Origin of the sequence: Mucilaginibacter lappiensis (assembly GCF_900155965.1) — a bacterium.
GTDB classification, from domain to species: domain Bacteria; phylum Bacteroidota; class Bacteroidia; order Sphingobacteriales; family Sphingobacteriaceae; genus Mucilaginibacter; species Mucilaginibacter lappiensis.
This window is the reverse complement of the sequence record NZ_FTMG01000017.1, coordinates 160,609-172,156: the sequence shown is the minus strand read 5'-3', so window position 1 is coordinate 172,156 and position 11,548 is coordinate 160,609. Positions and strand designations below refer to the sequence as shown.

The following is an 11,548-nucleotide window of genomic DNA, read 5'->3' as shown; positions in this document are numbered from 1 at the left end:
GGGAAAACGGGGCGGTCTTTTTGGGACTGATGTTTAAAGATAGCATTCCGCTTGCGGATCACCTCCTGGGGTGACAAAGGCACGGCCATTTCAATTTCATAAGTTTCAAACTCATGCCAGGCGCCGCGGTACATCCATAACCAGCAATCCTTAACCCAGGCTTCAGTCGCCTTCAGACGATCCAAAGCAGCCAGGATAATGTTAAAACAAACCAAATGCGTACCATTCGGATCAGCAAAATCACCGGCAGCAAAGATCTGCTGTGGTTTTACTTTTTGTAACAGTTCAATGGTCAGCAGGATATCTTCCTCGCCCACGGCATTTTTCTTGGTCTTACCGGTTTCGTAAAAAGGCAAAGCCATAAAATGGATATGATCATCCGGTAAACCCGCGTAACGGGCACCCGAGATCGCCTCGGTCTTACGAATGAAACCTTTCACATTGCGGATCTCCTGCGTATCGATCTGGTTGGGTTGTTTATTCGGGAAAAAAGCCCGCATCTCTTCATATAATTGATGCAGGTGACCACTGTCTTCCCCAATGCTGTTGGTAAAATCAATAGCAAATTCCATATAACGTAATACATCATCATCCCAAACGGCGGTATTACCCGAAGTTTGGTAAGCCACATGTACATCATGCCCCTGATCAACCAGGCGGATAAAAGTACCGCCCATAGAGATCACATCATCATCCGGGTGCGGAGAAAAAATGATCGACCGCTTTTTGGCAGGCAAAGCCCGCTCCGGACGCTGTGAATCATCGGCATCCGGCTTGCCACCCGGCCATCCGGTAATGGTATGTTGGATCTGGTTAAAAATATCAATATTGATGTTATATACCGGTCCCTGCTCCACAGCCAGCTGTGCCATGCCATGGTTGTTGTAATCTTCTTCGGTGAGTTTCAATACCGGTTTGCCAATGGTATCCGCTAACCAGATCACCGCTTTTTTCTTCAATACATTATCCTCCCATGAACAATCTTTCACCAACCATGGCGTATCAAAACGGGTGAGTTCAGAAGCGGCAGCTTCATCCAGTACAAACTCTACATGGTCAGACAATTGCAGGTAAGTAGCCGGAACCTCACCTGATATTTCACCTTCCACGGCTTTCTTGATGATAGGCGCTTTTTTCTTGCTCCAGGCCATCAGGATAATCTCGCGGGCTTTAAAAATAGTACCGATCCCCATGGTGATGGCTTTGGTAGGTACATTGGCTTTACCACCAAAATCACGGGCAGCATCACTGCGGGTCAGGTCGTCCAGGGTTACCAGACGGGTACCCGAGTTAGGAGCCGAACCCGGCTCGTTAAAACCGATGTGACCGGTACGACCGATACCCAGGATCTGTAGGTCCAAACCACCCAGTTCTTCGATCTGGCGCTCATAATTTAAACAAAAAGCCACCACATCATCTTTATCCAGCGTACCGTCTGGGATATGCACATTAGCTTTATCAATATCTACATGGCTGAAAAGGTTCTCATACATGAAAGTGACATAGCTTTGGGCTGCATCGGGTTTCATGGGATAATACTCATCGAGATTGAAAGTGATCACGTCACGGAAAGACAGGCCATCTTCCTGGTGTAAACGAATCAGTTCGGCATACACGCGGATAGGGGTAACACCGGTAGCCAAACCCAGTACGGTTTTTTCGCCCTTACTTTGTTTATCACGGATTAGTTTAGCAATGCGTGCCGCCACTGCTACTGAGGCTTGTTGCTGTGTACCATAAACGCTTACCGGCAGCTTCTCGTACCGGGTCTCTTCCAATAAATTTAATCGGGCCATAATTTTCTAAGAACCTGTGTTTTAGTTATATGATGAATAAAAAAAGTCACTATACAAAAAACCCCCGCCGAAACGAGGATTTTTATCAAACCAATTAACAAAACCTTTTAAACCTCACCGACATGAGGTTCACGTAAATTCCGTTGAATAACATGCTGTACATTATTGTTACAAACTTAATAAAACTAATTTTTAATTTCAAACACTTTTTAAATTTTTTTAATAAGTAAAATTCATTTTATCAAATTATTAAATAATCATCAGGGGCTAAAATAAAAAAGAGCTCCTGATGGGCAGGAACTCTAATTAACCAATTATAAAACATAAATATGAGAGAAGAGAGATGCAGGGGAGGGAGTCGAACCCATCCGTTTGCTGCCGAACCAGCGCCTGCTTGTTATATTAAATGAACCACCATTTATAAACTTTCTGTTACAAATATAATATTAATTCTATTAAATCTATGTATTTAGTAGATTAAATTATAATTATTATTTCCTTTCTAATATTTCGCATTAATTGAATACACGTACAAAAGCAGCTCGCCTGCCTTTATAATAGTATTTTAATTTCATGAATGCGTTTTGCGCCGGGACAAGCTTACCTGTGCGTGCCAAATAACCGAACAATAAAAGTATAAGCATCTGGTTACTTAACTAAACCGGCAAATTTTTGATAAAACACAGTAGGGCTGTTAGCATCTTTGGGTGCATATTTACCTGCAATAATGGGTACATAAATTACCCTGCGCCTACTGGCTTCGCCAATGACTGATGATTGCGCTACCCGGTGCCACAATCGACCGTCATGAATGGTCAGGTCACCAGCTTCGGGTGTAATGGCCAGCTCATTTTCATCCGCATCATGATCCAGGAAATATTTCTTTTTAAAAAGCATCTGGTAAAGTCCTTGTTTATGAGTGCCAGGTAATATCCGTAACCCCCCATTTTCAGGTTTCAGCGTACTCAGGTGGATGCCCACATTCAGCATCGGGTTTAATTTTTGCCCGTGGAAAATATCGCGCAGCCCATCCGTATGCCAGCCCATCTTGGTAAAGTTGCTTTGTTCGCTGTTTACATAATGATTCAATACCATGCCGTCTTTTTCATCGGTCCCAAATCGGGCTTCGGAGCCAATAATGTCAAGTAAAGTGTTAAAGCGGGGATCCTGTATAAACTCAGAAAACACGGGGTGGTGCTGGTTGATAAAAGCAAAACGCTGTACAATAGTATCGCCGTTCAAGTCCTTGCCATATTTTATAGGTACACCGTTAACCTTGGTTACCTCATTTTTTATCCACTGTTCCTGCACCTGCTCGGATGCCCTGGTAATTGACTGCACGGTTTCGGGGTTAATGAATTTTTTGAAATGAATAAAACCATGCTCATTAAAAAAGTTGTGCTGTTCGGGCGTAAGTTTATCGCCTAAGGTGAATTTTTTATATACGGTACTCATGTTGAAATTGTAAATAGTAAAAATGGTGTGGAAATCCCCGGCTATGTGGTAGCTGGTAATTGTTTTGTAGTATGTAGCGGGATGAAAAAGATCAACAACAACAAACCATTACCTTTTTGGGGAAAGGCATTCGCATGTAACATGCGTTGGTTATATGTGAATTTTTTGTTGTCAATTATTTAATATATAATATCTATAGATTTAATATACATTGCAAATGTAGCAAGTGATTTGGGAAAAACAAATAATTATGAAATATTTTTTTGAATGTGCCTATTGAGCGTAATTTATTTGTCGCGTGGTGTCGACTCACCCCGCCTACGCTTCGCTGGGCGACCCTCTCTTCCGCTTTGCGGCAAAGAGGGTATTTTCTTTTTTGTCATTCTGAGCGGAGCGAAGAATCTGCTCTGCTACCTGCAAAGTTCAATAATAGATTCTTCGCTCCGCTCAGAATGACAACTTGATTTCTTTGTCACGTAGGAATGTCTGTGCGCGACATTGCGCGACAACGATTTTACTTACTCTTATACAAATCACCGCCTATTTTTTCAATAAGGGCCTTAGGCAGGTGCCGGGCTCCTATTACCGAAATTTTGTTCAAAAATCCGGGCACAATTTCTGCCTTTTTACGGAACATACCTTTTAATCCTATTATGGCAACTTCCTCAGGTTGCATATTAAACTTAGCGGCAAGATCGGCCATGGCATCCAGACCAGCACGATGGGCAAAACCGGTATCGGTGGGGCCGGGGCTAAGGCAACTCACTGAAATGACAGAATCTCTGAGCTCATACCTCAAAGCCCTGGTAAATGACAGTACAAAAGCTTTGGTTGCCGAATACACCGCCAGCGTGGGCACAGCCTGGTAGGCTGCTGTACTGCCCACATTTAAAATATAAGCCTGAGATTGTTGCTTTAGCAGGGGTATAAACCTATGCGTTAATTTTACCAGTGCGTTGATATTTAAGGTGATCATATTGAGTTGCCCATCGATATCTACCTTTTCAAAACTGCCCCATAGTCCATAACCTGCATTATTGACCAGCACAGATACTTGGTATGAATTATCGGTACACCATTTTAAAACCTGTTCCGGAGCCTGGGTATCAGACAGGTCGATGGCGAGCCACCGGGCCTGTACCTGATAGGTAGTTATTATTTCGGTTGCCAATGCTTGCAGTTCATCTTTGGAACGGGCCACCAGTAAAACAGGGTAACCTTTTTTAGCCAACTGTAAGGCTAAAGCCCGGCCTATGCCTTTGCTGGCCCCGGTAATTAAAGCGTAAGTATTCATATTATAACCCCCTAAAATGCTATCCATAACAAGTGTACAAATTTCTTTTATAAAATGACTACTAAATTTGTAGACTAATTTGTATGTTTGTATCCATATGATTACAAATGCTGCTCATATCATTAACTCTGTATACAACGTTAATTGTTGTAGCACCCGGTTATTGTAAAGGCAGCGCATATAATACAGATCAATATTTGTTGTTGAGCCTTTCAGTTTTTATGAAAGGCTTTTGTTTTTAATAACCGTTTTGTTCAACCAAACCGCAATTAAATGAAAGCATTATTACGATGGATAGGATATAGTGCCATCTTATTACTGTCGCTAAAAGCGCCTCTTTACGCACAGGATGCCCCGGCAGTTAGGTATGCCCAGTTACGGGTAGATTCGAGCGGAGGGCATAACAGGGCCATTGCGGCCAATGCCTTTAAGAAGCCCGATATCGCTGCAGATAACACCCTAAACGCTGCCGACATTGATGAAGATAATTATCTGCAAAAAGTAGCTGATCTTGATGTTTACGGAAAAAAACATGACGCCCGGCCTATTGCCAGCCTCCTAAAATCCAATCAATTAGAAGCGATAACCAGCGATAAAAAGCGCAGCCATAAATTTTACTACCATATGGCCAACATATTTGCCCGGCTCCGGATGTATTCGCTGGCGATGAAGTGTTATTTTAAGACCTTGCAGGTGGAGGATGAACATGTCGGCGCTCATTTGACAGACTCCGTGGCAGTGGATAGTTCTTATATACCAGAAGGCAAATCCATTTTTTTGCGGGCGAATTTGCTGAGCGATGCATCAGTAGCAGGTTTGTTGGCTATTAACCAAGCTGATGAACAGATGATCATCGCCGATTCCAATAGCTATGAACATACAAGCCGTGAAGTAAAATCACCACCGGTGCGATTGGCCAATATCATTGATCCTTTTGACGACGGTAAAAAAGCTTCGGCTTACGCGATGCTGATCCATATCTCCCAACCTGTATCGGGTAAACGAAGAATATTTGTGAAGCTAAGTAAGGTAGGGCATACCTTTATAACACTTATTAAGTATAACGCCGATTCAACATCGGTGTCCCGGTCGTTCGGATTTTATCCAAAAAAAGAGCATTTTTTATCGGCCACACCATTGTTCCCGACAACGGCTTCCGTTTTTAAAAATGACGAACAGCATGGCTGGGACGAGACTGTGGGTAAATTCATATCCGAACGAAGATTTAAAAGGATCCTCAAAGTAATTAAACAATACGATCAGAAAAATTACAACCTCAACAAAAATAACTGCACCGATTTTGGACTTAGCCTGGCAAGTACAGCGGGTATCAGTATCCTGTACACCAAAGGTAGCTGGCCCCTGGGCAGCGGCAATAACCCAGCCAGCGCCGGGCAAAGTGTACTGGAAGGCAAGGTATTGAATACAGACAATAGATATGGTTTATTTATTTGTAATGATTTAGTGCAGTTAGAGAGCCAAGAGATTAGAGCCAAGAATCAAGACAAATAAAATAATATGGGTAGTTACGGGCTTATAAAAACATGGTTTACATATTTCATCAATAAAATTAATTAATTTATTGATAATCAATTGATTGACTCAATGTTAACCATAAAAAGTGTAAACCATGTAAACCCACTTTTTAACAAAATTGCCTGCCTGTGTAGAGATTGCTTCGTGCCTCGCAATGACGCGTTTTTTATCTCCAATCTTTCAGTTTATAGGCACCTTTGTTAACAAAATATAAAATGTGCAAATCCGTCGTCGGCACATCCACGCATAATTTTTTATCTTTACCCATCCAAAAGTTTTTTAGCATATAATGAGTGAAGATCTGAATCAAAACGATATCCCCGAAAGCAATAAACAAAAATTACATAATGTTACCTCACTCGACGGGTTATACGAAAACTGGTTTCTGGATTATGCTTCTTACGTAATTCTCGACCGTGCCGTTCCGCATATCAATGATGGGTTAAAACCCGTACAACGCCGGATACTGCACTCCCTGAAAGAAATGGACGATGGGCGTTTTAACAAGGCCGCCAACGTAATAGGTAATACCATGAAGTATCATCCGCATGGTGATGCTTCTATTGGCGATGCCATGGTGCAGATAGGGCAAAAGAACCTGCTGATTGATTGCCAGGGTAACTGGGGCGACCCGGTAACTGGCGACTCGGCTGCGGCACCGCGTTATATTGAGGCGCGTTTATCCAAATTCGCACTTGATGTTGTTTTTAATGCTGATACTACCGTTTGGCAGGCCAGTTATGATGGGCGTAACAAAGAGCCTATTACGCTGCCGGTAAAGTTTCCTTTGCTGCTGGCACAGGGCGCCGAAGGTATCGCGGTAGGTTTGGCCACTAAAATATTACCGCATAATTTTATTGAACTGATTGACGCGTCTATTGCCGTATTGAAAGGCGAACGGCCCAACCTGCTGCCAGATTTCCCGACAGGTGGTATGGCCGATGCTTCTTTATATAACGAGGGACAGCGCGGTGGCAAGATCCGTGTGCGTGCTAAAATTGTAGAGCGGGATAAAAAAACACTGGCCATTACCGAGATTCCCTTCTCCACCACTACCGGCAGCCTCATTGATAGTGTGATATCGGCCAATGATAAGGGTAAGATCAAGATTAAGAAAATTGAGGATAATACCGCCCAGCATGTCGAGATCATGATACACCTGGCGCCCGGTATTTCGCCCGATGTAACTATCGACGCGCTGTATGCTTTTACAGATTGCGAAGTATCTATATCGCCCAATACCTGCGTTATTCAGAATGATAAGCCCCGGTTCATGAGCGTAAATGATATGCTCAGCGAAAGCACTTTTTTTACTAAAGAGTTGCTGAAGCAGGAGCTGGAGATCAGGTTGAAAGAATTGATGGAGCGTATCTTCTTTAGCTCCTTACTCAAAATATTTATACAGGAGGGGATGTACAAAAATCCCGAATATGAAAACTCAGGTAATTTTGAAGCTGTATTAGAGGTGTTGAACCGTTTGTTTGAACCTTTCTTCCCGCAGTTTTACCGGGAGATATTACCCGAGGATTATAAAAAACTGATCGATAAACCCATGAGCAGCATCACCCGCTTTGACGTTAAAAAGGCGGATGAGCTGATGAAAACGCTGGAGAACGAGATCAAACAGGTAAAACATCACCTCAAGCACCTTACCGATTATACCATTGCCTGGTTTGAAAAACTCAAGGAAAAATATGGTAAGGATAGGGAACGTAAAACCGAGCTGCGCACCTTTGATAAGGTAGAAGCCGCCCAGGTAGCATTAGCTAACGTAAAGCTATACGTTAATCGTGAGGACGGTTTTATAGGTTCGGGTCTCAAAAAGGATGAACTAGTTGGTGATTGCTCGGATATTGATGAGATCATTGTTTTCCGTGCCGATGGGCGTTGCATGATCACTAAAGTGCAGGACAAGGTTTTTGTGGGTAAAGAGATCATACACGTGGCTGTATTTAAAAAGAATGACGAGCGTACCGTGTACAACATGATCTATAAGGATGGTACAAGTGGTATCAGCTATATTAAACGTTTCTCAGTTGTGGGCGTAACCCGCGATAAAGAATATGACCTCACCAAAGGCACCAAGGGTACTAGAGTGCTATATTTTAGCGCTAACCCTAACGGCGAGGCCGAAGTGGTGAACGTGCAGCTAAAACCTCATTCCAAACTAAAGAAGTTGCAGTTTGATGAGGACTTTGCTGTTCTGGCTATCAAAGGCCGTGGTTCTATGGGTAATATCATCACCAAATACCCGGTTAAAAAGATCCTGCTTAAGAGCAAAGGCGTATCAACATTGGCCGGCCGTAAGATCTGGTATGACGACATTCTGAAACGCCTGAATGCCGATAGCCGCGGTAAATACCTGGGCGAGTTTGATGGCGATGATCGTATATTGAACGTACTGAGCAGTGGCGTATATGAATTGACCAGTTTTGATCTGAATAATCATTTTGATGACAAGATGATCCTGATTGAAAAGTATGACCCTAAGAAAGTTTATTCGGTGATCCATCTGGATGGCAAATCGAAAAACTATATGGTAAAGCGTTTCTCGTTTGAGCATGTCGCCTTAGGCAAACAGGTAAGTATCATCAGTGAAGAAGCTGGATCAAAACTGATACTAATGGCTAAAGAGTCGCCGCTGGTAAGTGTAGTACAGCTGAAGGGTAAAGAGCAAACACCCGAAACACTTGAAATAAACCTGGCCGAACTGATTGATGTAAAAGGCATGAAGGCCATGGGTAACCGCCTGTCGCAATTCCCGGTAAAATCAGTTGAACTAATAGCCGATAGCGAAAGTGCTGATGAGTCTGTTGATACTGAAGAACCGGAAACTGAGCTGGATAAAGAAATAGATGCAGGGGAATCCGTTGTTGATCAGTTATCAGATGATGAGCCTGAACAGGTAGAAAAAGAAATTACACAACCCCAAGCTAAACCGCAGACACCTACAATACAACCGACGGTTTCAAAACAGGAACCGGCAGAACCTGAGGCTAAAGAACCGGAACCATCTGAAGATCAACCCAAAGAAGTTCATAAAAAAGTAGACTTCGAGATCACCAACCCGGATGACATCCAGTTAGATGATAAAGGGCAGTTAGGATTATTTTAGGCATAAAAAATCCTCCTGTTATAAGCAGGAGGATTTTGTTTTTTATGTACGGGTTACAGAATCAGGATCAATACTAAAATGATGATGATAATAGCACCTACTGATAAATAAATACCCCCGCCGCCTAAGGCATTAGCTTCATGTTTTAAGCCTTTCAATTCGGTACGAAGCTCTTTTTTATCCTGTTTGGTAAGCTCCGATTTATCCATAGCTTTAATTTCATTTACCCGGGCTTTGATCTCTTCAACACGGGCTTCTTTTTGTTCAGTAGTCATACTGGCTATTTGTTCCTTACTCAATATAGTTAAAGCACCGTCTGTAGCGGTGGATGCGTAGCTGTTAAATGCCGCGACAGAAAGCAGCATAGTCAGGGCGATAAGATAAATTTTCTTTTTCATGTTGGTTAGTTTTAATAGCGTGTTGTGTTTAATTATTGTAAAATAAAAAAAGCAGCAAAAATGTTTTACTGCTTCCCTCTTTTAATTACAAAAATCCGGCTTAAAAACTGATAAAATAGGGTGCTTCAAAAACATGACCCGCGTGCAAGGTTTGTATAGCCTCTTTTTTGTTGATGTTTACATGATGATCCTGCGTATCGGCACAACCCAGCCAGGGTTCAATACACACAAAATCAGCACCTGGCTTAGCCCAAACACCTAAATAATTATAGTGTGGAAATTCTACTGAAACAGACTGATCATGCTTTTTGCTTTTGATACTCACCATCCGGGAGTTGAGTTGCTTAAAAACAAGTGCATCGGCATCAAACAAGTGACGGGTTAAGTGAAGTTTATTGCCGGGTGTGGCTACCGGGTGAGTTTCGCCGGTAAAAAAGCCATCGGCCGATAGCATGTTGGCTTCCAGGTGCTCGTCGGTTTCAAATTCAAGGTAATAATCCTCATAATTTTCGCCTTTAAAAAACGGTACATTAAAAGCAGGATGGCCGCCAACCGAAAAGTAGATGGTCTTTTTATCCAGATTGATCACCTTATGCGTTATCCTTAGTGAATTATCGATGAGCGTATATAAAACCTGGTAATCAAATTTATAGGGATATACCAGTAGTTTTTTTTCGCAGTAAGGAAGCGAGAAACTTGCTGATACTTCATCGGCTTCCAGCAAAATAAATTCTGATTGCCTTGCAAAACCATGCCGGGCCATTTCATATGCCTGTCCCTCAACCAGTAATTGGTTGTTGATCAGGCCGCCCACAATCGGGAAAAGATTGGGTGAGTGCCAGGGCCAAATATCAGGATTGGCTTGCCAAAGGTGCTCAATGCCCGTTTGTTTGTTATAAAATGAACTGAGCTGCGCGCCTTTCAAATCGATGGCTACTTTGAGAAACTCGTTTTCTAATACGGTCATACGTCAACGGCAATTATTTTTAGAAAAATTAACTAATATGCAAGCAAGTTACAGCAATTTTTGTGAATTAGGATGTGCCGGATAGTACAAAAAATGCGTAATTTTTAGGCTATAATCTAATAACAAAACAAACCGTATCCTGTTTCTTTTTCTGCGATGATCGGTGTATTTGTAGCGACGCATTACATGCGTCCTCCCAGTTGTCAGGTACAGGTCTGTATAGCAGGAGACGCATGTAATGCGTCGCTACAATAAAAAGCATATATTTGCAATGCTTAAACATACCGTATGAATTTTGAGCATCTCCTTCAGCAAGTGGCTTTCATCCACGAAATAGACAAAGTAAAATATATCCAGCGTAAAACCCGCCTTTTTAACAGCGATAGAAACGAGAACGACGCCGAGCACAGCTGGCACTTAGCAGTTATGGCTATGGTTTTGGCGGGTCATTCCAACGAACCTGTCGACACACTTAAAGTGATCAAAATGCTGCTGATACATGATGTGGTAGAGATTGATGCAGGTGATGTTTTTTTGTACGATACGATAATCAGCCATACCAATACCGAAGCCGAGCGCAAGGCAGCCGAGAGGATCTTTGGTCTGTTACCAACAGAACAAGCCGAAGAATTTACTGCCATATGGGAAGAATTTGAAGCCGGTGAAACCGCCGAAGCTAAATTCGCACGCGCAATGGATCGTCTGGAGCCGCTGTTGCAAAATGTATCTAATAAAGGGGGCTCCTGGCGAGAGCACCATGTTACTTACGATAAAGTAGTACAAAAGAAAAGCATCATACAACAAGGTTCGCAAACCCTTTGGGATTTTGCCAAAGCGCTGATAGATGAAAGCGTGGAAAAAGGGATTCTAAAAAAGGAAGAGTAATAAGAAACGCTTAAGCACATTAATTTGTCATCCTGAGTGTAGCGAAGGATCTATTCGCGAACATACAAGATGTTGAATAGATGCTTCGCTACGCTCAAATAT

8 protein-coding genes are annotated in these 11,548 nt (G+C 42.5%); 3 read left to right on the top strand and 5 right to left on the bottom strand.

The window, feature by feature from the left end:
- The 3 genes from nagB to BW976_RS24705 form a co-directional block, all read right to left on the bottom strand.
- On the bottom strand, positions 1-1,796 hold a 1,796-nt coding region (gene nagB / locus BW976_RS24715), incomplete at its 3' end, for a glucosamine-6-phosphate deaminase (RefSeq protein ID WP_076377580.1).
- A gap of 648 nt (positions 1,797-2,444) precedes the next feature.
- Positions 2,445-3,251 (bottom strand): phytanoyl-CoA dioxygenase family protein, encoded by an 807-nt coding sequence (locus tag BW976_RS24710; RefSeq protein WP_076377578.1) that lies wholly within the window; start codon positions 3,249-3,251, stop codon positions 2,445-2,447.
- 514 nt (positions 3,252-3,765) lie between these two features.
- Complete coding sequence (locus BW976_RS24705) at positions 3,766-4,545, bottom strand: SDR family NAD(P)-dependent oxidoreductase (RefSeq protein WP_076377600.1); 780 nt, start codon at positions 4,543-4,545, stop codon at positions 3,766-3,768.
- A gap of 273 nt (positions 4,546-4,818) precedes the next feature.
- On the opposite strand from BW976_RS24705, the gene BW976_RS24700 reads away from it, so the two are divergent.
- Together BW976_RS24700 and BW976_RS24695 are read left to right on the top strand one after the other, a co-directional pair.
- On the top strand, positions 4,819-6,057 hold the full coding sequence (locus BW976_RS24700) for a hypothetical protein (RefSeq protein WP_076377576.1): 1,239 nt from the start codon (positions 4,819-4,821) through the stop codon (positions 6,055-6,057).
- 313 nt (positions 6,058-6,370) lie between these two features.
- Positions 6,371-9,196, top strand: a complete 2,826-nt coding sequence (locus BW976_RS24695) for a DNA gyrase/topoisomerase IV subunit A (protein WP_076377574.1) — start codon at positions 6,371-6,373, stop codon at positions 9,194-9,196.
- 53 nt (positions 9,197-9,249) lie between these two features.
- Here BW976_RS24695 and BW976_RS24690 read toward each other — a convergent pair whose 3' ends face one another.
- Together BW976_RS24690 and BW976_RS24685 are read right to left on the bottom strand one after the other, a co-directional pair.
- Entirely contained in the window at positions 9,250-9,594 is a 345-nt protein-coding gene (locus tag BW976_RS24690; protein ID WP_076377572.1) for a hypothetical protein, read from the bottom strand.
- 100 nt (positions 9,595-9,694) lie between these two features.
- On the bottom strand, positions 9,695-10,561 hold the full coding sequence (locus BW976_RS24685; RefSeq protein ID WP_076377570.1) for an aldose 1-epimerase family protein: 867 nt from the start codon (positions 10,559-10,561) through the stop codon (positions 9,695-9,697).
- A 288-nt stretch (positions 10,562-10,849) separates the two neighbouring features.
- Between BW976_RS24685 and BW976_RS24680 the strand changes: the two genes are divergently transcribed.
- Positions 10,850-11,446 (top strand): HD domain-containing protein, encoded by a 597-nt coding sequence (locus BW976_RS24680; RefSeq protein ID WP_076377568.1) that lies wholly within the window; start codon positions 10,850-10,852, stop codon positions 11,444-11,446.
- Positions 11,447-11,548 lie beyond the last annotated feature (102 nt).

Coding starts and splice junctions, on each gene's coding strand:
- BW976_RS24690 (WP_076377572.1), bottom strand. CDS start 9,594: ATGAAAAAGAAAATTTATCTTATCGCCCTGACTATGCTGCTTTCTGTC.
- BW976_RS24680 (WP_076377568.1), top strand. CDS start 10,850: ATGAATTTTGAGCATCTCCTTCAGCAAGTGGCTTTCATCCACGAAATA.
- BW976_RS24700 (WP_076377576.1), top strand. CDS start 4,819: ATGAAAGCATTATTACGATGGATAGGATATAGTGCCATCTTATTACTG.
- BW976_RS24705 (WP_076377600.1), bottom strand. CDS start 4,545: ATGAATACTTACGCTTTAATTACCGGGGCCAGCAAAGGCATAGGCCGG.
- BW976_RS24685 (WP_076377570.1), bottom strand. CDS start 10,561: ATGACCGTATTAGAAAACGAGTTTCTCAAAGTAGCCATCGATTTGAAA.
- BW976_RS24710 (WP_076377578.1), bottom strand. CDS start 3,251: ATGAGTACCGTATATAAAAAATTCACCTTAGGCGATAAACTTACGCCC.
- BW976_RS24695 (WP_076377574.1), top strand. CDS start 6,371: ATGAGTGAAGATCTGAATCAAAACGATATCCCCGAAAGCAATAAACAA.